Here is a 20,066-nt window from a genome sequence, read left to right on the forward strand (position 1 = left end):
AACGCAAAGTGCTCCCGCCCATGCTGGACGCATGGAAACCGTGCGAATCCCAGCCGTCTCCCCCCGCGAGGACGGGGAGCGCGAACCCGACCTCACATCGATGTACGTCATCCACCGCGCCATGCTCGCGGACCTGCGGCGGCTCATCGGCGTGCTGGGCGGGACCGCCCCGCTCACCGGCGGCAGGAACCGGGCCGCCCGCGCGTACGCGGCCTCGGTCCTGGCCGAGGTGCACCACCACCATGCCAACGAGGACGACCTGTTGTGGCCGATCGTGGAGCGCACGGCCGGCCACGCCGTGGACCTCAGCCCGTACACCGACGACCACCAGGCGCTCGGCCCCGTGCTCGACCGCTGCCGGGCCGCGCTGCACGGCGAGCGCCACGTGCTGAAGCGCGACCTGGCCGAGCTGCTCGGCTTCCTGGACGAGCACATCGCGGAGGAGGAGTCCGACCTTTTCCCGATCATCTCCAGGTTCGTGCCCTACGAGGCCTACGCCTGGACGGAGAGGCAGGTCGCCAAGCGGGCGTCGTTCGGGCAGCTGACGTTCACGGCTCCGTGGCTGCTGCGCCACGCCACAGAGGACGAGGCGGAGCGGCTGCTGGCGGGCGCCGGCGCGCCGCTGCGGGTGCTGGTCGCCCTGACCAGAGGCCGGTACGCCAGGCGCGAGCGCGCGGCCTTCGGCTAGTCGTCAGGGAACATCCTGAGCACCTTGCCCTTCCGGTTGGCGACCAGATAGCCGGACCGGATCCCGTCGGACGCGTAGACGAGCAGCGCCTGCCGGATGCCGTCGAACCCGTAGTCGGGGTCCACGATCACGTAGCGCGAGGTGGGCTTGGGCACGCCCAGGTCCTTGGTCGCCTTCCTGACCAGCGCGGGCAGGGCGTCCCAGTTGTACGTGGACAGGTCCACCGTGGGGCCGCGCACCTTGCCGCCCATGGGCGACTGGCTGACCTCGCCGTCGCGGTAGGAGAAGCTGCGGTAGATCTCCGGGTCGCCCTTCACCGGCACGTCGACGGAGGCATATTCCGGATATACGACCATCTTGACCACCTTGGTCCCGCCGATGACGGGCTTGACCTTGGCGATCATGGCGCGGACACCGGCGGTTGTGAGCAGGTTCTCCTTCGCGGCCTGCGTGCCGGCGCTCGGGGACCCGGAAGCTGTGGGCCGGCGGCCGGAGGAGTCGCCGCCGGAGGGCTCCCGGTCTGAGGGCTCGGTCACGGGAGCGTTCCCGAGCGAGCGCGAAGCACCGGGGCCGGCCGTCCCCAGCGACGGGAACCACTGCCACACCAGCACCCCGGCCGCCACGACCACAGCGGTGGACGCCGTGATCGCCACGGTGCGGGCGCCCTTGCGCGGACGGGCGCCGGCCTTCGCGACCGGCGTCCCACCCTGCGGGGGCGGGTGCGGCGCCCCGCCGTGCCCGGGCGGCGCGGTGCCGGCACCACCCGCCATCGGACGTGCAGCCCAGGACCCCGACGAGTGCGACCCGGACAGCTGCGGTCCTGAGGACATCGGGGCATGCGGTGCCGGCGGGCCGGAGGGGGCGCCGGGGCCGGGCGTGTCCGAGAACGCCGGCGGGTAGGAGCCGGGTGGCGCTCCGCCGGCCGACTCCAGCATGCGGTCCAGGGTCGCGGCGTCCGGCCTGGCCTCCAGGTCGCGTACGAGCAGGGCGGCGAGCACCGGCGCGAGCGGCCCGGCGCGCTCGGGCGGCGGCACCTCCTGGTTGAGCACGGCCGCCAGCGTGGCCAGCGCCGTGCTCCTGCGCAGCGGATGCCGCCCCTCCACCGCCACGTACATCATCATGCCGAGCGACCACAGGTCGGAGGCCGGCTCGCCCTCGACGCCGTTGATGCGCTCGGGCGCCATGTACTCGGGCGAGCCGATGAACGCGCCCGTGGCCGTCAGGGTCGTGGACTCGCGTACCGCCGCGATGCCGAAGTCGGTGAGCACCGACCGGCCGTCCTCGCGCAGCAGCACGTTGGCGGGTTTGACGTCGCGGTGCTGGATGCCGACGGCGTGCGCGGCGCGTAAGGCGGACAACACCTCGCGGCCGAGGCGGGTCACCGCGTCGGGAGGCATGGGGCCGTGCTGGATGCGGTCCTGCAGGGAACCGCCGGGGACCAGCTCCATGACGATCCACGGGTAGTCGTGCTCTCCCGGGTCGACGATGTGGTGGATGACGGCCACGTGCGGGTGGTTGAGCCGGGCCAGCGCCCTGGCCTCGCGCAGCACCCTGGCGCGCAGCTCGCGGGCGCCGGCGGGATTGTGCTCGTCCATGACGGGGTCGGGCGGTCGTACCTCCTTGAGCGCGACCTCGCGGTGCAGGGCCACGTCCCAGGCCCGCCACACCAGGCCCATGCCCCCGCCGCCGAGCCGCTCGACGAGCTCGAAACGGCCGTCGATCACCCGTCTGTGCATGAGGAGCAGATTATCCTTCCGCGGTCAGGCACTCGTGGCCAGCGCGTCCGCCTCGATCCCGTACCGGAAGGGCAGGCCCTGGGCGTACCTGGCGAGCTCGTCGAGCGCCAGGTCGGCGATGCGTCCCAGCTCGCCGCCGAGCGAGCCGGCGATGTGCGGGGTGAGCAGCACGTTGGGCAGGTCGTAGAGGGGTGAGCCGGCGGGCGGCACCTCGGGCTCGGTCACGTCGATCACCGCGTACAGCCGGCCGCTGGACAGCTCGGCGACGAGCGCGTCGTGGTCGACGAGCGCGCCGCGGGCGGTGTTGATCAGGGTCGCGCCGTCGCGCATCCGCGCGAGGCGGGCGGCGGCGACGAGGTGCCTGGTCTCGGGGATCGCGGGCGCGTGCAGGCTGATCACGTCGCACCGCTCGAACAGCTCGTCCAGCTCGACGTGGGGCACGCCGAGGTCCTCCGTCAGGTACGGGTCGGCGACGAGCACGTCGAGGTCGAACGGCCGCAGCAGCTCGATGACCCGCCGGCCGATCCAGGAGGCGCCGACGATGCCGATCGTGCGCCGGTAGTTGCCGAACCCGGGGAAGAGGCCCTCCAGGTCGAGGGAGGTCCGCTGCTCGCGGTAGAGCCTGGCGATGTCCAGCACGCGCTTGTTGGCGAACAGGATCGAGGCCAGCGTGTATTCGGCGACGGGTTCGGCGTTGGCCGCCGCCGCGGAGGAGACGAGGATGCCGCGCTCCCAGCACGCCTCGGTGACGTGGTGTTTCACGCTGCCCGCCGCGTGGACGATCGCCCGCAGCCTCGGCGCCCTGGCCAGCACGTCGCCGGTGATCGGCGGGCACCACCAGCTCGTGCAGAGCATCTCGGCCTCGGCCAGCGCGCCGGCCACGGCCGGGTCGGCGAAGTCGTCGGCGACCAGGCCGGGGTCGGTGTCGGCGACGGCGGTCAGCCGGTCGCGCGCCTGCCCGGTGAAGAGCCTTCCCGCCACCTGCCGCCCCATGGCGAGCAGGGTTTTCGGCCGCACCTCAGTCATGACGCTCCCCCCGACGGTGATCCGATCTTAGCGTTTCACCACAAGAGCTCCCATACTGCTCAGGAGGGTGGCGAGGTCAACCGTGCGCGGGCGGCGTCGATCCAGAGCCTGACGTTCGCCCGTTCACCCACCTCCAGCGCTTCCCTGTAGTGGGGTTCCGCCGGGCGCCCCAGGAAGGCGGCCAGGTCGCCGAGCACCTGGGCGGTGGGCCAGACAGCCAGATAGCCGGTGCTCCCCACCGGCTCGGCCGAGAGCGGCAGCAACGCGTCGTACGCCCGCTGCGCCCGCCCCCGGTCACCGAGGGCGACGCCGAGCAGCCCCCGGACCGCGGTCAGCAGGTGCCAGAAGTAGTCGCGCCGCACGGGAGGCGGCTCGGCGGGCACCAGAGCGCGAGCCTCGCCGGCCCGGCCCGCGCGGCAGAGCGCGAGCGCGTACAGCTCCAGCCACTGTTCGCGCCACGGCCCCGCCGTCGCGAACGGCTCCAGGTCGGGCAGGATCGGCGTGAGGTCGCCGCGCATCAGGCACATGGCGTACCTGCTGAGCAGCAGCAGCCCCGCCTCGTGCTGCCACATGCCGAGCCGGCCCGCGAGCTCGGCGGCGGCACGGTAACGGGATTCGGCGGTGTCGAAGTCACCGGCGAGCGCGGCGCGCAGGCCGTCGTAGAAGCCGGTCACGGCGAGGGGCAGCGGCATGTCGTGAAGGTCGGCCAGCTGCCTGGCCCTCGCGGCGTGCCGGTCGGCGACGGAGAGCTCGGCGCGGTTGATGGCGGCCTGCATGAGGATGAGGTGGCCGAGCACCTCGACGGTCACGTCGGAGCCCGACAGGCGCAGCAGTTCGGCGCCGATCAGGGCGCGTTCCGCGTGGCCGCCGTACCGGAAGGTCTGGTGCAGGCGGCCGTTGAGGGCGAGCACGAGCAGGGCGGGGTCGCCGAGGCGGCGGGCCATCGCGACGGCCTCCTGGGAGGCGAGGTAACCGCGTTCGGTCGGCTCGCCCTCCAGCTCGAACGCCAGCGTGGTGAGCAGCCGGCAGCGGGTCGTGCCGTCGCCGGGCGGCAGCCGGGTCAGCGCCCGCTCGACCGCCTCGATCAGGGTGGTGTCGAGGGTGCCGTACTCGCGGCTGCTCCAGAACGTCGGCACCTCGAACGAGACGATCACCCGGGCCAGCAGGTCGGGGTCGTCCAGCGGCAGCGCGTCGCGGAGCGCGCGTTCCCTGTGGGTGCGGGCCGTGACGAGCCGGCCGGTGTTGGCGAGGGCGGACACCAGGGACAGGGTGAGCTCCAGGCGCCGGCGCGGGTCGCCGGTCGCGTCGAGCGCCTGCTGCCAGAGCGCGGCGGCCTCGTGGTGGGCGAAGCGGCGCTCGGCCTGCTCGGCGGCGAGCCCGGCGTAGCGCGCGGCCCTGGCCGGGTCGGCGGCCGAGGCGGCGTAGTGGTGGGCGAGCGCGGCCACGTCGCCCGGGTCGTGCTCCTCGATGGCCCGGGCCACGCGCAGGTGCAGGCGGGCCCTGCGGATGCGGGACAGGTCGTCGTAGAGGGTGTCGCGGATGAGCACGTGCGCGAACCTCAGCCGCCCCGCCTCCGGCTCGGTCAGCAGCCCGGTGACCAGCCCCGACTCGATGGCCGCCAGCACGGACTCCTCGTCGGCGCCGCTGACGGCGGTCAGCACGTCGATGTCGCTCTCGCGGCCGATGACCGCGCTCTGCCGCAGGATCGTCTGGGCCTGCGCGGGCAGCCTGGCCACGCGGCGGCGCAGCACGTCACGCACGCCCGCGGGCACCGCGGCCACGCCCTCCGCGTCGAGGAGGCGCGCGGTCTCCCTGACGAAGAACGGGTTGCCGCCGGTGCGCTCGGCGACCTGCGCGACCGTGGCGGCGTCCGCCGGACGGCCGCAGGTCAGGCTGATCAGCTCGCCCACCTCGGGCGCCGCCAGGCCGTCGAGCTCCACCCTGTGCGGCTCGCGGGCGGCGATGGCGGCCAGCGCGTCGGCGAGGTGGTCGTTCGGCTCGGTGTGCCGGTAGCCGCCCGCGACCAGGACCGGCAGCCCGGCGGCGGCGCCGATCACGTGGGTGAGCATGGCCAGCGTCTCGGCGTCGGCCCGGTGCAGGTCGTCGAGCACGAGCAGCAGTGGCCGCCCGATCGACGTGACGAACGCGCCGACCGCCCGGTGCAGCCGGAACCTGGCCCCCGGGACGTCACCGCGTACCGGGGTGTCGGACAGCAGCGGCGCGAGCGCCTCAGGATCTCCGGGCGGGAAGCGGGCGGCGAGCTCGCGCAGGAGCTCGGCCCAGGCCCAGCCCGCGGGGGCGCCCTCGTGCTCGGGGCAGCGGCCCCACCCGACGGTCCAGCCCCTGCCCTCCAGCGCGTCGCGCACCTGCTCCATGAACGCCGTCTTTCCGGCGCCCGGCTCCCCGCTGACCAGGACGACGCCGCCGTCCAGCGCGGTCACGCCGGCGAGTTCGGCGCGCCTGCCGACGTACGGCTGCGCGACCGCGGCGGGCCGCGCCGCGGGGGCGGGCGGCGGCGCAGCCTCGCTGAGGTGCGCGGCCTGGGCGAGGATGTCCTCCTCCAGCCGCCGCAGCTCGGGACCCGGGTCGACGCCGAGCTCCTCGGCCAGGTGGGCGCGGGCCCTGCGCAACGCGCCGAGCGCCTCACCTTGCCGGCCGCACCGGTAGAGCGCCCTGGCCAGCAGCGCCCACACCGCCTCGCGCAGCGGGTGCTCCCCCGCCAGCCGTTCGAGATCGGGTACGGCCCCCGCCGCCCGGCCCAGCCGGATGACCGCGTCGGCGTGGCGTTCGATCGTGGACAGCCGCAGCTCTTCCAGCCGTCCCGCCTCGGCGTCGGCCCAGTGGGCGCCGGCGAACTCCTGGTAGGCGGGGCCGTGCCAGAGTGCCAGCGCCTCGGCCAGCCGCTCGTGGCCGGCCGCCGGGTCGCTCACGATGCTCTCGAACCTCCACGCGTCCACCGCCCCCGCCTCCAGGCGCAGCGCGTAGCCGGGCGGCTGGGTGACGAGCACGCCGGCGGGCGCCCGGGGCGACCTGCCCGGCTCCAGGGCCCGGCGCAGATTCGACACGTACGACTGCACGGCCGCGAGCGCCTTGGGCGGCACCTCGTGGGCGTAGAGGTCGTCGATGAGGCGGTCGACCGGCACCACCTGGCCACCGGCGGCCAGCAGGCGGGCGAGCACGGAACGCTGGCGGGGCCTGCCCAGCGCGACCGGCTCGCCGTCGAGGTGTGCGGCGAGCGGGCCGAGCACGCGGAAGGTCAGCACGATGGTGACACGGTACGGCAGCACCGCGCCGAACGGCCGATGCGGTCCATCGCGGCGCGGCCCGCCCCTCCGAAGGCGCCTCGGCGCCGGTCCGCCTGATGTACGACTTCGACAACCTGTTCCTGTCGCACGCCGACCGGTCCAGGGTCATCACGGAGCGCGGCGCCGCCGTCAACAAGGGGTGCATGGGCAGGAACGCGATCCTGCCGCGGATCATCCTCGTGGACGGTGTCACGGCCGGCGACTGGACGGTCACCCGCGCCAGAGGCACCTCCACGCTCACCCTCCACCAGTGGGAGCCGATCTCCGTCATCGAGGAGGCCGAGGAGGAGGGCCGGCGGCTGCTGGAGTTCCTGGCCCCTGACGACAAGCACGCGATCGCGGTCGCGGACGGCCCCTCCCGATCGTGACGTCGTCCTGAGGGCCGGCGGGCCGCCCCGCATGTGAGGACGATGTGCTGCAAAGGTGGTTCTGTCGGTATGTTGGCCCACGTGCCAGAACGCAGAACTGGGCCGACGACTGGGCCGACGACCGAGCTGGTGACCTTCGGCGAGACGATGGCGCTGTTCGCCGCCCGCCGCACGGGGCCGATGCGCTTCGCCCGCGACTTCGACCTCGGTCTGGGCGGCGCCGAGTCGAATGTCGCGATCGGCGTCGCCCGGCTCGGCCACCGCGCGACCTGGATCGGCAGGGTCGGGGCCGACGAGTTCGGCGACCTGATCCGCTCGACCCTGCAGGGCGAGGGCGTGGACGCGCGGGCCATCGCCGACCCCGACGCGCCGACCGGACTGATGATCAAGGGCAGGCGCACGGCCGACCTCATCGACGTGCGCTACTACCGCAAGGACAGCGCGGGCTCGCGGCTGCGCGCCGCCGACCTCGACCCGGAGCTCATCCGGTCGGCCCGCGTGCTGCACGTCTCCGCGATCACGCCCGCGCTCTCCGGCTCGGCCCGCGAGGCCGTACACCACGCGATCGCCGAAGCCCGGGCCGCGGGGGTGCTCGTCTCGCTCGACGTCAACTACCGCAGGGCGCTGTGGACGCCCGCCGAGGCGGGGGCGTGGCTGCGCGAGACGGTCGGCGACGTGGACGTGCTGTTCGCGACCGAGGCCGAGGGCCGGCTGATCGCCGACGTCGAAGGCGCCACCGAGCTGGCCGGGGCGCTGGCGAAGCTCGGCCCGCGGCACGTGCTGATCAAGTTCGGGGCCGAGGGCGCGATGGAGCTGTCCGACGGCGTCGAGCGGCGGGCGGAGCCCTACGCCGTGACCGAGGTCGACTCCGTGGGGGCCGGCGACGCGTTCGCGGCCGGCTGGCTGGCGGACTGGCTGGCTGGGGCGGAGCCCGCGCAACGGCTCAGCACGGCGTGCGCGGCGGGGGCGTTCGCCGTGACCTCGCAGGGCGACTGGGAGAGCCTGCCGCGGCGGGCCGACCTGAACCTGCTGCGGCGGCCCGCCGACGGTGTGAGCAGGTGATCACGCCACCTCGCCGCCGGTTGTCAAACGGTTGACTCGTACGCCGGCCCGTAGCATGGCCTCCATGAAGCGCCCGCTGGGAGAGCTCGAGTCCACGATCATGGACAGGATGTGGTCCTACCGCCGGCCCGCCTCCGTCCGTGACGTTCTCGAAGACCTCCGCCGGGAGCGCGAGATCGCCTACACCACGGTCATGACCGTGATGGACAAGCTGCACACCAAGGGCCTGCTCAAGCGCGAGCCGGTCGGCCGGGCCTACGTCTACGAGCCGATCTTCACCAAGGAGGCCTACACCGCGGAGCTGATGCGGCACGCGCTGGCCGCCAGCGGCAACCAGGCCGCCACTCTGGTCCACTTCCTGGAGCGGCTCACGCCCGAGGAGGCCACCGCGCTGGAGGCCGCGCTGCGGGTCTGTCCCCCAAGGGCCACCGGGCCTAGCGAGCAGCCCCGGGCCGGATCCGGCGCCCGCGTCATCGGGGCCATTCCTTTCCCTGTTTCCGCTACGGGCTTGGGGGCAGGCGGGGAGGACTCGTCCGGGGGAAGGAACGATGATGACTGATGTTTCCGGCATGGGTTCCGGGCCGAACGACGAGCGCGAGGTGCTCACCAACCGGCAGGGACACCCGGTCTACGACAACCAGAACCAGCGGACGATCGGCCCGCGCGGCCCCGCGACGCTGGAGAACTACCAGTTCCTGGAGAAGATCAGCCACTTCGACCGGGAGCGCATTCCCGAGCGCGTGGTGCACGCCAGGGGCACGACCAGCTATGGCTTCTTCGAGGCGTACGGCAAGCTCGGCGACGAGCCGATCAGCCGGTTCACCAGGGCCAAGCTCTTCCAGGAGGCGGGCAAGCGCACCGACGTCGCCCTGCGCTTCTCCACCGTGATCGGCGGCCGGGACTCCGCGGAGACCGCCCGTGACCCGCGCGGTTTCGCGGTCAAGTTCTACACCGAGGACGGCAACTGGGATCTTGTCGGCAACAACCTGGCGGTCTTCTTCATCAGGGACGCCATCAAGTTCCCTGACGTGATCCACTCGCTCAAGCCGGACCCGGTCACGTTCCGGCAGGATCCCAACCGCATCTTCGACTTCATGTCGCAGACGCCCGAGAGCCTGCACATGCTGGTCAACCTGTTCAGCCCGCGCGGCATCCCCGCCGGCTACCGGCACATGCAGGGGTTCGGCGTGAACACCTACAAGTGGGTCAACCGGCAGGGCGAGTCGTTCCTGGTGAAGTACCACTGGATGCCCAAGCAGGGCGTGCGCAGCATGACCGAGGCCGACGCCTCGGTCATCCAGGGGAACGACCTCGGGCATGCCACCAAGGACCTGCACGACGCCATCGAGCGCGGCGACTATCCGGAGTGGGAGCTGCTGGTCCAGCTGATGAACGACGACGAGCATCCCGAGCTCGACTTCGACCCGCTGGACGACACCAAGGTGTGGCCGGAGAACGAGTTCCCCGCCCTGCCGGTCGGCCGGCTGGTGCTCGACAGGAACGTGGACAACCAGTTCGCCGAGAACGAGCAGGCCGCGTTCGGCACCGGCGTGCTCGTGGACGGGCTCGACTTCTCCGACGACAAGATGCTCATCGGCCGGACGTTCTCCTACAGTGACACCCAGCGCTACCGCGTCGGGCCCAACTACCTCCAGTTGCCGGTCAACCAGGCCAGGAACGCCGCCATCCGCACCAACCAGCGCGACGGGCTGATGACGTACTTCGTCGACACCGGGGGCGAGGACCCGCACATCAACTACGAGCCGTCGCTGCGCGGCGGCCTGCGCGAGGCCGAGTACCCGCATCCGGACGAGGTCGGCCCCGAGGTCAGCGGGAGGCTCACCCGCAAGCGCATCCCGCGCGCCAACGACTACGTCCAGCCGGGGCAGCGCTACCTGCTCATGGAGCAGTGGGAGCGCGACGACCTCGTGCACAATTTCGTCTCCGCGCTGCGGCAGTGCGACCGGGGCATCCAGGAGCGCATGGTCTGGCACTTCCTGCTCGCCGAGGACGAGCTCGGGCTGCGCGTGGGCGAGGGGCTGGGCATCAGCCCCGACGACGTGGCGGGGCTGGAGCCGTTGAAGAGCCAGGACCTCACCGACGAGGACCGTGACCGGCTGGCCAAGCTGGGCAGGAACGGCCCTCGCGACGTCGAGGGGCTGAAGATGACGCACTGCGTGCCGAACGGGCGCGCCGCGCACGCCGAGCGCTGACCTGCCACTTTATGTCCGGGCCTCTGGGGTAGGGCTCGGGCATAGGGAGGTGCCCACGATGGATGACAAGCAGTGGAACGTGCAGATCTGGATCCATGAGGACGACGAGGACGCCGTGACCACGGCCACGGTGGTCCTGTTCACGGCGGACGGCAAGCGGCACGAGAGCGTCGGGCGCGCCCGGCGCAATCCCGTCGACCGGCCCGTACCCGGGATCGGGGACGAGCTGGCCGTCGGGCGGGCGTTGTCCGACCTGTCGGCGAAGCTCATCCAGGACGGCGCGGAGGACGTCGCCCAGCTGTCCGGCACTGCCTGACCGGCCCAGCCTGACCGGCCCTGTCCAGCCGGCCCTGTCCAGCTGCCAGGGCCTGACCCGCCGGCCTGGCCGGCCGTCTCACCAGGGCTAGAGCAGGCCGGCGGCGGCCAGGAGCTTGCCGATCTCGCCGGTCTCGTCGTCGTTGAGCGGGGTCTGCGGGAGCGCGGTGACCGGGCAGTCGATGATCCCGCGCAGGTGCAGCGCGGCCTTGAACGCTCCAAGGCCGGACGAGCTGCCGCCCATGCGCGAGCCACCCACGCGGACGATCTCGAACAGCCTGACCAGGCGCTCCTGCTCGACCCTGGCCGCCTCCCAGTCGCCGCGGGAGGCGCACCGGTAGAGCTCGGCGTAGCCGTGCGGGTCGACGTTGCCCAGCCCGGGCACCACTCCGTCGGCGCCCATCCAGAGGGCCGAGTCCACGGTCACCTCCGACCCGGTCAGCACGCTGAACGGCGCCGTACGGCCCATGATGACCTCGCGCAGGCCGCCGTCGTCGCCGCTGGAGTCCTTGACCCCGGCCAGCGCGCCCTCCGCGGCCAGTCCGAGCACCAGCTCTGCGCTCAACTTGGTGTGCACCGAGACGGGCAGGTCATAGGCGTAGACCGGCAGCCCGCCCCGCGCGGCGATCGTACGGAAATGCGTGCGGATTTCGTCGGGGTGGGTGCGCGTGTAGAACGGCGCGGTCGCCACCAGCCCCGACACCCCTGCCTCGCGCGCGACGCGGGCGTGTTCGAGCACCCGCGGCGTCGTCATGTCGATCACCCCGGCCAGCACCGGCACCTGACCGCCCGCGTGCCCGACCACGGTGTCCAGCACGACCCGCCGCTGCGCGTCCGTCAGGTACGCCACCTCCGACGAGGAGCCCAGCACGAACAGCGCGTCCACTCCCCCGGCCAGCAGGTGGTCGACCAGCCGGGTGAGCGACGCGGTGTCCACCTGGTGGTCGGGGGTCATGGGGGTGCACACCGGGGGGATCACACCGGTAAGCCTCATGGGCGCTCCTGGATCAGTTCGAGGTCGGTCGCTCCTGCCGCCACCGGATGGTGGCAGTGGAACAGATGGTCGTCGTCCGTCTGCGCCGCGGGCATCTCCGCCGCGCAGGCGTCGTCCGCCCGCCAGCACCGCGTGCGGAACGGGCAGCCGCTCGGCGGCCTGGTGGCCGACGGCACGGCGCCCACGAGCGGGATGGGGTTGATCGGCGAGATCAACCCGGGGGTGGCGGAGAACAGCGCCCGCGTGTACGGGTGCCGGGCGCTCAGCGGCACGGCCTGCGCGGGTGTCTGCTCGACGATCCGGCCCAGGTACATGGTGACGACGCGGTCGCTCATCCTGCGTACGGTCTGGATGTCGTGCGAGACGAACACCAGCGCCAGCCCGAGCCGTTCCTTGAGGTCGAGCAGCAGGTTGAGGATCTGGGCGCGGACGGACACGTCGAGCGCGCTGGTGGGCTCGTCGGCCACGACCAGCTCGGGTTCGAGGGCGAGTGCCCTGGCCACGGCCACGCGCTGGCGCTGGCCGCCGGAGAGCTGGCTGGGCAGCGCTTCGGCGGCGCTGGACGGCAACCCGACCAGGTCGATCAGCTCGCGTACGCGGGCGTCGCGCTGGGCGGGCGTGCCGCGGCGGTGCACGTTGAGCGGGTCGCGCAGCATCTGCCGGACGGGCAGGCGCCGGTTGAGCGCCGTGGACGGGTCCTGGAAGATCATGCCGACGCTCGACCCGACGAGTGCGCGCCGGTCGGCCTCCTTGAGGCCCCACAGGTCCTTGCCGCGGAAGGTCACGGTGCCGGAGGTCGGCCGCTGCAGGCCGACCAGCACCTTGGCGAGCGTCGACTTGCCGCAGCCCGACTCGCCGACGATGCCGACGGTCTCGCCGGCGGCGACGGTGAGGTTCGCGCCGGTCAGAGCGTAGACGCGGTCCCGCGTGAAGAGGCCGCCGGAGCGGGCCTTGTGCACGACGTGCACGTCGTCGAGCTCAAGCACGCTGTTCACTCCTCGTCTCGCGGTTCGGGTCCGGTGCGGCGGTCACCGGGTGGTGGCAGGCCACCGCGTGCGTGGCGTCCCCGTTGAGCGGGCCCCGCAGGACGGGGGCCTCGGTACGGCACACGTCGGTGGACATCGGGCACCGGTCGGCGAACCGGCAGCCGCTGGGGAAGTCGGCGGGGGCGGGCACGACGCCGCGGATCTGCGTGAGCCGCTCGGCCCCGGCCTCCAGAGACAGCACCGAGCCGAGCAGGCCGCGGGCGTAGTGGTGGGCGGGCGCGCCGACGAGGGAGGGCGTGGCGCCGGTCTCGACGATCTGGCCGCCGTACATGACGACCACGCGGTCGGTGACGTCGGCGACGAGGGCGAGGTCGTGCGAGACGAGGATCAGCGCGAACCCGAGCTCCTCGCGCAGCTTCAGCAGCAGCTCGATGACCTGCGCCTGGACGGTCACGTCGAGCGCCGTGGTGGGCTCGTCGGCGACGATCAGCTTGGGCTCGCGCGACAGCGCCATCGCGATGAGCACCCGCTGCCGCTGCCCGCCCGACAGCTCGTGCGGGTAGGAGGTCAGGGTGCGGCGGGCGTCGAGGCCGACGAGTTCGAGCAGCTCGGCGGGGGTGCGCCGGCCGCCGCGGCGGGTGAGCTGCTTGAGCTGGGCGTTGATGGTCATGGCGGGGTTGAGGGAGGACAGCGCGTCCTGGTAGATCATCGCCATCTCGTGCCCGAGCAGCCGGCGGCGGGCGCGGCGCGGCAGCGAGAGCAGCTCCCGCTGGTCGAAGCGCACGTGGCCGCTGACGCGGGCGTCGCGGGGCTGCAGGCCCATGATGGTCAGCGCGGTCAGCGACTTGCCGCAGCCCGACTCGCCCACCAGGCCGAGCACCTCGCCGGGGCGCACCTCGAAGCCGATGCCGTCGACGATGTCCACGCCCTCGGCGAACCCGATGCGCAGCCGTTCCACCGTGAGGATCGGCCGCCCCTGGGGCAGCGGGCGGGCGCGTTCGGCCAGCCGGCGCGCGGCCTCGGCCAGCCCGGGCAGCTCGACGACCTCGCCGGAGCCCGGCTGGGCCCGCTCGAAGGCGTCCTCGTCCTTCCTGACCGGCGCCTTGCGGGCGGCGGGCGCGGCCCAGGCGTCGGAGATGCCTTCGGAGAGGATGTTCAGGGCGAGCACGGTCAGCAGGATCAGCAGGCCGGGGAAGACCGTGCCCCACCAGCCGCCGAGCAGCACCAGGTTCTTGCCGTCGGCGATGACGCTCCCCCACGACGGGTCCGGCGGCCGCACGCCGGCGCCGATGAACGACAGCGACGCCTCGAACACGATGGCGTCGGCCACCATCACCGTGCAGAACACCAGCACCGGCGCCGCGCAGTTGATCGCGACGTGCTTGATGACGATGTGCGGGGTGCGGGCGCCGATGATGCGCTCGGCCGCGACGTAGTCCTCGCCGTACTGGGCGAGGACGTTGGCCCGTACGACCCTGGCCACGGACGGCATGTAGAGGAAGGCGATGGCCATGACCAGGACGGGGATGCTGCCGCCGAACACGGCCACGAGCACGGCCGCCAGCGCGATGCCGGGGAACGCCATGATGACGTCGAGCAGGCGCATGATCGTCTCGTCGACGGCCCTGCGCGAGGTGGCCGCGACGGCGCCGATGGCCGCGCCGGCCACCAGGGCGAGCCCGGTCGCGCCGAGGCCGATGATGAGCGACCAGCGGGCGCCGTACAGGAGCCTGGACAGGATGTCGCGGTTGGCGCTGTCGAGCCCCATCCAGTGCTCGGCCGACGGGCCGCCGCCGGACGCCTCCTGGAAGAACGGCGAGTGCGGCGCGATGAGCGGCGCCAGCACCGCCGCCAGCACGACGGCGGCGATGAGGCCGAGCGAGATCCACGACAGCGGCTTCAGCCTGCGGAACGTCACGCCCGGCCGGGCCAGGCGGTCGGTGAGTCCGCGTCTCATGAGGCGCTCCTGAGGCGGGGGTTGACCAGCAGGTAGAGGACGTCGACGGCCAGGTTGACGATCATGAAGCCGACGGCGATGGTCAGCACCACGCCCTGGACGACGGCGGGGTCGCCGTCGCGCACGGCGTTGATCATGAGCTGTCCCATGCCGGGCAGCCCGTAGATCGTCTCGATGACCACGGTGCCGCCGATCAGGTAGCCGATGCGCAGGCCGAGCACGGTCAGCGGGTTGATCAGCGCGTTGCGCAGCACGTTCCTGCCGATGACCACGATCGGCGGCAGTCCGCTGCCGTACGCGGTGCGTACGTAGTCGCGGTCCAGCTCCTCCACCACCGACGTGCGGATGATGCGGGTGAGCTGGGCGGCGATCGGCAACGACAACGACAGGGCGGGCAGCGTCATCGACCGCAGCCAGCCGGCGAACGAGTCGGCCGGGTTGATGTAGCCGCTGGTGGGGAACAGCCCTTCACCGACCGCCAGCCACTGGATCATCAGCAGCGCCAGCCAGAACGACGGCGCCGCCACCCCGATCAGCGACACCAGGCGGACGAGTTGGTCCGGCCAGCGGTCGCGGTACAGCGCCGCGACCACGCCGAACACGAACGACAGCACGAGCCCCACGACCAGGCCGAGGAGCGTCAGCTGCAGCGTCAGCGGCAGGGCCGTCGTCACCGACTCGATGACCGGTTTCCTGGTGAGCACGCCGGTGCCCATGTCGCCCTGCGCCAGGTCCATGACGAAGCGGACGTAGCGCACGGGGAGCGGGTCCAGCAGCCCGTTCTCGAGCTGGAACTGGCGGATCTGCTCGGCGGTCGGGTTCGCGCCCTGGAAGTACGCGTACTCCGGCTTGCTGTTGGAGAAGCGCATCACGATGAACACGAACGCGATCACGCCGAGCATCAGCGGGATCAGGATGAGGAGCCGCCGCAGCAGCATCCGGGCGACGAGCGTCATGTCCTCTTGGCCTGGAGGAGGTTGATGCCGGGGTACGGCTGGGCCTCGACGCCGGACAGCTTCTTCGCGTCCCAGGCGGTCATGAGCTCGGTGTGGACGACCGGGTAGAGCACGGCCTGCTCAGCGATCACATCCAGGTATCTGTGGACCGTCGCCTTCTTCTTCTCCTTGTCCGGCTCCTTGGTCGCCTCGTCCATCAGGGCGAACAGCGCATCGGCGTCCTTGCTGCCGTCGTAGCCGGCGTACTTCATCCACAGGCCGCCCTTGACGAAGTTGTAGCGGCAGATCAGGTCGGCGTCCATGCCGAACTGGTTGGGGTTCGAGGCCGCGGCGACCACCTGGTAGTCCTGGTCCTGGTCCATCTTGGTGAACAACGCCGCCGTGTCCTGCGGCTCCAGCGTGGTCTTGATGCCGACCGCCTCCCACGAGGCGGCGATGGTCGGCAGGCAGTCGGCGATCCAGCTCACGTTGACGGCCATCAGGTTGACCGTCAGGTCGCTGACGCCCGCCTCCTTCAGCAGCGCCTTCGCCTTGTCGGGATCGTAGTCGTAGACGACGGAGGCCCGCTTGTGGTCGGGGTGGCCCTCGTTGAGGAAGGAGCTGGAGGCCGTGCCGTGGCCCTTGAGCGCCACGTCGATCATCTTCTGCTTGTCGATCGCGTAGTGCAGCGCCTGGCGCACCCGTACGTCGTCGAACGGCTTGGCCTCCGTGTTGAACATCAGGAACATGTGGTTCATGCCCTTGCCGCCCTCGACCGTCAGCCCCTGCTGCTTGAGCTGGTCGACGTTGGCGTAGGGGATGTTGTCGGCGATCTGCGCCTCGGCCGAGCCGCCGGAGATCTTGGCCACGCGGGCGGCGGCGTCGACGATCGTCAGCCAGTTCATCTTCTTGACCGTGGCGGGGCGCGGGCCGTTGTAGCCGTCGTACGCCTCGAAGGAGGTGTTGGACTTGGGGTTGTGCGCGGCCAGCTTGTACGGCCCCGACCCCACGGCCTTGCCGCCCTTGGCCTGGTCCCAGGCGCCGGCCTGGGAGAACACGTGCTTGGGCATGATCTTGGCGATGGTCAGCCGGGGAGCGGCGTCGGCGAAGGGGAACGTGAAGACCAGCTCGACGTTCCGGTCGTCGATCTTCTTCACCTCCTTCAGCCAGGACCTGAAGAAGTTGCCGATCAGCACGTTGGCCTCGGGGTCGAGGACCCGTTCGAAGGTGAAGACGACGTCGTCGGCGGTGACCGGCTTCCCGTCGTGCCACGTGGCGCCCTCTCGGAGGGTGAACTTCCATGAGGTCGCGTCCAGGTCGGACGGCAGCTCGGTGGCGAGCGCGGCGTACGGCTCGCGGGTGATCGGATCGGTGTCGAGCAGCCCTTCGTAGACGTGGCTGATCCCCGCCATCGCGAAGGCGGACGCGGTCTGCGTCGGGTCCCAGCTCTGATCGTTGCCGTAGCCGATGACGGCGGTGATCAGGTCCTTGTTGGTTCCGGCGCCGACCGAGCCGGTCGACGCCGGGCCTCCGGAACAGGCGGAGAGGGTGGCCGCGATGAACGCCGCCGCACCCGTCGCTCCGCTGTAACGCAGGAAGTCGCGGCGGCTGAAGTCAGAGCTCACGGATGCCTCCTGAGGGTAGAACATGGGACGTCCCATGTCCTATCTTTTGCGTAAGTGGGACGCTAGATGGCAATCCGGCCTGAGGTCAACCAAAGATTTCCGTAATGTTACGTAAGTGGCTAAGAGAAGGTGACTCTTCATGACGACAGTCCCGCGCCCGGTACGTCCGAGCAGGGCCGTGGAGGCCCAGGAGGGCGTGAAGGACCTCATCGTGAGGCGCGGGCTGGTGGCGGGCGACCCCCTGCCCACCGAGTCGGAGCTCATGGAAGAGCTCCAGGTCAGCCGCAACTCGATCAGAGAGGCGCTGAAAGCCCTGCAGGCGGTCGGCATCGTCGACATCCGGCACGGCTTCGGCATGTTCGTGGGACGGATGTCGCTCGCTGGGCTCGTCAACGAACTGACCTTCCACAGCCGCATCACGCTGCAGAACGGCAAGAACCATCTGGCGAACCTCATCGAGATCCGCGAGATCCTGGAGAGCGGCCTCGTCGAACGCCTCATCGAGCTCGACCCCGCCGCCGACCTGACCCCGGTGGCCGACGTCATCGTCAGGATGGAGGCCGAGGCGGAGGCCGGGCCCGTCTCGCCGGAGACCGACCGCCTCTTCCACGACCTCCTCTACCGGCCGCTCGGCAACCCGCTCGTCGGCCAGCTGCTCGGCGCGTTCTGGGACGTCTACTACCAGCTGCGCGACCAGCTCGGGGTGCCGGACGAGTCGCCCGACGACGTGGTCACGCGGCACCGCGACATCTACACCGCCGTGCTCGCGGGCGACCGGGCCGCCGCGGTGGCCGCCGTACTCGCCCACTTCAAGGGCGTGCGCAACCGCGTGGGCAGGATCAGCGGCTAGCCGTACGGTGCGGGACCAGCAGGGGGCGCGGCGGGGTCAGTGCGCGGGCCAGCGCTCGACGCGGCGCCAGCGCTCGACGCGGCGCCAGCGTTCGCGCCAGTCCGCGTACCACCTCGCGAACCAGGGATGAGACCCGGCCAGCGGCATGACGTAGGCGACCGTCTCCAGGTAGTAGCTCCGCTGGAAGCGCCACGGCATCCGCTGCAGCTCCTGCACGTTGCTCGCCCGGTCGGCCAGCTTCACCAGCACGGCCTGCGGCGGGGCCTTGACGAGAGAAGCCAGGTAGTCGGCCTTCCTCCCCCCGCGCGGCTTGGTCACCCAGCGCACGAGCGCGGCCACGCGGGGCCCGAACCTGCCCGCGATCTCCGCCTCGGTGCACGACGTGTCCTCCAGCACGTCGTGCAGCACGATCGCCACCAGCACGTCCCTGTCCTCCACCCCGGCGCCCGCCACCGCCACCTCCAGCGCCTCCAGCAGATGGTCGAGGTACGGTCGCCCGGTGGGCCGCTGCTGCGCCCCGTGCCACCTCCGCGCGAACGTCACCGCGTCGCGCAGGGCGCCCACGGTCTCCGGCGGGAGCGCCGCACGGAGAGGCCCCTCCGCCTGCCTCCAGGACGTCCAGCTCGTGAAGGTCTCCATCCCGTTCCTCTCGATATGGCCGTGCCCCGAGGTGTCTTAGGCTGAACACTATGGCCGAGATCGCCGTCCCCGACGGGTCGTGGACGTTCAACGGAGAAGTCCTGCGCATCGTGCCCGGCAGCGACAAGGACGTCCACGAGCTGCGCAGGACGCTGGGCGAGGTCGTGGTCCCGATGACGGCGATCGCGGGCGTGACGTACGAACCGGGGCGCAAGGGCGGGCACGTACGCCTGCGCCTGCGCAAGGGGGCCGACGCGCTGTCCGACGTCGTCGCCGGCCTGCTGGAGCCGCCCGCCGACCCCTACCGGCTGACGGTGCCGAAGAACCGCGCGGGCGCGGGCGAATACTTCGCCGATGAGGTTCGTGACACCCTGCTCGTCTACCAGACGCCGAGCGCACCCTGCGAGGACTACCTGCTGCCGCCCCCTCCGGTGCCCATCTCCGCCACCGCCGGCGACGGCACCGCGCTGTTCGACGGCGAGCGGGTGCGGCTGGAGTGGACCGGCTGGGCGAGCACCGACAAGGAGAAGGCGGGGCCGCAGGAGTTCCCGCTGTCCGACATCGCCGGGGTGGAGTGGAAACCCCAGTCCGGCATGGGCTCCGGCACGCTGCGCTTCCGCATCAAGGGCGAACGGCCCATCCAGCAGCCGCCGCAGAAGGACCTGCGCTGCGTGTCCTGGGGCATCCAGCGTTTCGGCGGCGCCACCGCCCTGGTCGCCGCCGCCGTGCTCGCCCGGCTGCCGCGCGACGTGCCCGAGCTGCCGCCCGCGCCGGCGCCCGCCTCCGACGACGTGCACGACGCCGTGCTGCGCCGCCTGGCCGAGCTCGGCGAGCTGCACCGCGCCGGCGTGCTGACCGACGAGGAGTTCACCACGGCCAAGCAGGCCGTGATCCGCCGCCTGGAGCCGTAGGCGAAGGTCCGAGGAGAAACCATGACACCCGACGAAGAAGAACTCCTGCGCCGCGCCATCGCGCTGGCCGCCGAGGCCCGCGCCGGCGGCAATCCGCCGTTCGGCTCGCTGCTGGCCGGGCCCGACGGGACCGTGCTGGCCGAGGAGCGCAACTCCTCGCTCACCGACCGCGACATCACCGCCCACCCGGAGCTCAAGCTGGCCCGCTGGGCCGGCCGCGAGCTCGACCCGGCCACCGCGGCCGCCACGACCATGTACACGAGCTGCCAGCCGTGCGGCATGTGCGCGGGCGCCATCGCGCGCTCGGGCCTGGGCCGGGTCGTCTACGCGCTGTCCGGCGAGCAGCTCGACGGGCTCAAGCCGCCCGGCACCGCCTTCACCGACCCTCCCGGCGAGGGGCCCGCCCTCTACGCCGAGGCCCGCGTACCGGTCGAGGGCTACTACCGCTGACCAGCG

The 20,066-nt window shown here is 72.0% G+C and carries 17 protein-coding genes and 1 pseudogene; 9 read left to right on the plus strand and 9 right to left on the minus strand.

What is annotated here, in order from left to right; genetic code table 11:
• Nucleotides 1-31: 31 nt before the first annotated feature.
• Entirely contained in the window at nucleotides 32-688 is a 657-nt protein-coding gene (locus ACTWPV_RS40925; RefSeq protein ID WP_443155910.1) for a hemerythrin domain-containing protein, read from the plus strand.
• Here the strand turns inward: ACTWPV_RS40925 and ACTWPV_RS40930 are convergent.
• From ACTWPV_RS40930 to ACTWPV_RS40940, 3 genes are read right to left on the minus strand one after another with little or no spacing between them, the layout of a single operon-like run.
• Nucleotides 685-2,424, minus strand: coding sequence for a protein kinase domain-containing protein (locus ACTWPV_RS40930; RefSeq protein WP_443155911.1), 1,740 nt, complete (start codon nucleotides 2,422-2,424; stop codon nucleotides 685-687). The genes ACTWPV_RS40925 and ACTWPV_RS40930 overlap by 4 nt on opposite strands.
• A 24-nt stretch (nucleotides 2,425-2,448) precedes the next feature.
• Entirely contained in the window at nucleotides 2,449-3,450 is a 1,002-nt protein-coding gene (locus ACTWPV_RS40935; protein ID WP_443155912.1) for a hydroxyacid dehydrogenase, read from the minus strand.
• A 59-nt stretch (nucleotides 3,451-3,509) separates the two neighbouring features.
• Nucleotides 3,510-6,737, minus strand: coding sequence for a BTAD domain-containing putative transcriptional regulator (locus ACTWPV_RS40940; protein WP_443155913.1), 3,228 nt, complete (start codon nucleotides 6,735-6,737; stop codon nucleotides 3,510-3,512).
• Nucleotides 6,738-6,769: 32 nt separating this feature from the next.
• On the opposite strand from ACTWPV_RS40940, the pseudogene ACTWPV_RS40945 reads away from it, so the two are divergent.
• From ACTWPV_RS40945 to ACTWPV_RS40965, 5 genes and pseudogenes are all read left to right on the plus strand, one after another.
• Nucleotides 6,770-7,123, plus strand: a pseudogene (locus ACTWPV_RS40945) (DNA glycosylase AlkZ-like family protein); the annotation flags it as partial.
• An 81-nt stretch (nucleotides 7,124-7,204) separates the two neighbouring features.
• Nucleotides 7,205-8,185, plus strand: a complete 981-nt coding sequence (locus ACTWPV_RS40950) for a sugar kinase (protein ID WP_347647040.1) — start codon at nucleotides 7,205-7,207, stop codon at nucleotides 8,183-8,185.
• Between the two features lie 64 nt (nucleotides 8,186-8,249).
• Complete coding sequence (locus ACTWPV_RS40955) at nucleotides 8,250-8,744, plus strand: BlaI/MecI/CopY family transcriptional regulator (protein ID WP_443155914.1); 495 nt, start codon at nucleotides 8,250-8,252, stop codon at nucleotides 8,742-8,744.
• Complete coding sequence (locus tag ACTWPV_RS40960; RefSeq protein WP_443155915.1) at nucleotides 8,737-10,398, plus strand: catalase; 1,662 nt, start codon at nucleotides 8,737-8,739, stop codon at nucleotides 10,396-10,398. The genes ACTWPV_RS40955 and ACTWPV_RS40960 overlap by 8 nt, the downstream gene beginning before the upstream one ends.
• Nucleotides 10,399-10,456: 58 nt before the next feature.
• Complete coding sequence (locus tag ACTWPV_RS40965) at nucleotides 10,457-10,714, plus strand: DUF1876 domain-containing protein (protein WP_443155916.1); 258 nt, start codon at nucleotides 10,457-10,459, stop codon at nucleotides 10,712-10,714.
• An 87-nt stretch (nucleotides 10,715-10,801) separates the two neighbouring features.
• On the opposite strand, the gene ACTWPV_RS40970 is transcribed toward ACTWPV_RS40965, so the two are convergent.
• Genes ACTWPV_RS40970 through ACTWPV_RS40990 form a run of 5 tightly spaced genes read right to left on the minus strand, consistent with a single transcriptional unit; the run spans nucleotide 10,802 to nucleotide 17,210 of the window.
• On the minus strand, nucleotides 10,802-11,707 hold the full coding sequence (locus ACTWPV_RS40970) for a dihydrodipicolinate synthase family protein (protein ID WP_443155917.1): 906 nt from the start codon (nucleotides 11,705-11,707) through the stop codon (nucleotides 10,802-10,804).
• Nucleotides 11,704-12,693 carry an oligopeptide/dipeptide ABC transporter ATP-binding protein gene (locus tag ACTWPV_RS40975; protein WP_443155918.1) on the minus strand — a complete coding sequence of 330 codons (990 nt, stop codon included), beginning with the start codon at nucleotides 12,691-12,693 and terminating at the stop codon, nucleotides 11,704-11,706. The genes ACTWPV_RS40970 and ACTWPV_RS40975 overlap by 4 nt, the downstream gene beginning before the upstream one ends.
• On the minus strand, nucleotides 12,686-14,650 hold the full coding sequence (locus tag ACTWPV_RS40980) for a dipeptide/oligopeptide/nickel ABC transporter permease/ATP-binding protein (RefSeq protein ID WP_443155919.1): 1,965 nt from the start codon (nucleotides 14,648-14,650) through the stop codon (nucleotides 12,686-12,688). Before ACTWPV_RS40980 ends, ACTWPV_RS40975 begins: the two co-directional genes overlap by 8 nt.
• Nucleotides 14,647-15,606 (minus strand): ABC transporter permease, encoded by a 960-nt coding sequence (locus ACTWPV_RS40985; protein WP_443155920.1) that lies wholly within the window; start codon nucleotides 15,604-15,606, stop codon nucleotides 14,647-14,649. The genes ACTWPV_RS40980 and ACTWPV_RS40985 overlap by 4 nt, the downstream gene beginning before the upstream one ends.
• Nucleotides 15,603-17,210 carry an ABC transporter substrate-binding protein gene (locus ACTWPV_RS40990; RefSeq protein ID WP_443155921.1) on the minus strand — a complete coding sequence of 536 codons (1,608 nt, stop codon included), beginning with the start codon at nucleotides 17,208-17,210 and terminating at the stop codon, nucleotides 15,603-15,605. Before ACTWPV_RS40990 ends, ACTWPV_RS40985 begins: the two co-directional genes overlap by 4 nt.
• A gap of 139 nt (nucleotides 17,211-17,349) precedes the next feature.
• Here ACTWPV_RS40990 and ACTWPV_RS40995 point away from each other — a divergent pair, with 139 nt between their 5' ends.
• The gene (locus tag ACTWPV_RS40995) at nucleotides 17,350-18,060 is read left to right on the plus strand and encodes a FadR/GntR family transcriptional regulator (protein ID WP_347647029.1); all 711 of its coding nucleotides are present in this window, start codon (nucleotides 17,350-17,352) and stop codon (nucleotides 18,058-18,060) included.
• Between the two features lie 36 nt (nucleotides 18,061-18,096).
• Here the strand turns inward: ACTWPV_RS40995 and ACTWPV_RS41000 are convergent, their stop codons facing one another.
• A complete protein-coding gene (locus ACTWPV_RS41000; RefSeq protein WP_443155922.1) occupies nucleotides 18,097-18,699 on the minus strand; it encodes an HD domain-containing protein in 603 nt (200 codons plus the stop codon).
• A gap of 50 nt (nucleotides 18,700-18,749) precedes the next feature.
• Here ACTWPV_RS41000 and ACTWPV_RS41005 point away from each other — a divergent pair, with 50 nt between their 5' ends.
• On the plus strand, nucleotides 18,750-19,610 hold the full coding sequence (locus ACTWPV_RS41005; RefSeq protein ID WP_443155923.1) for a DUF4429 domain-containing protein: 861 nt from the start codon (nucleotides 18,750-18,752) through the stop codon (nucleotides 19,608-19,610).
• A 21-nt stretch (nucleotides 19,611-19,631) separates the two neighbouring features.
• Nucleotides 19,632-20,060, plus strand: a complete 429-nt coding sequence (locus ACTWPV_RS41010; protein WP_347647026.1) for a nucleoside deaminase — start codon at nucleotides 19,632-19,634, stop codon at nucleotides 20,058-20,060.
• Nucleotides 20,061-20,066: the final 6 nt, after the last annotated feature.

Origin of the sequence: Nonomuraea sp. KM88 (genome assembly GCF_052245635.1) — a bacterium.
GTDB lineage: Bacteria > Actinomycetota > Actinomycetes > Streptosporangiales > Streptosporangiaceae > Nonomuraea.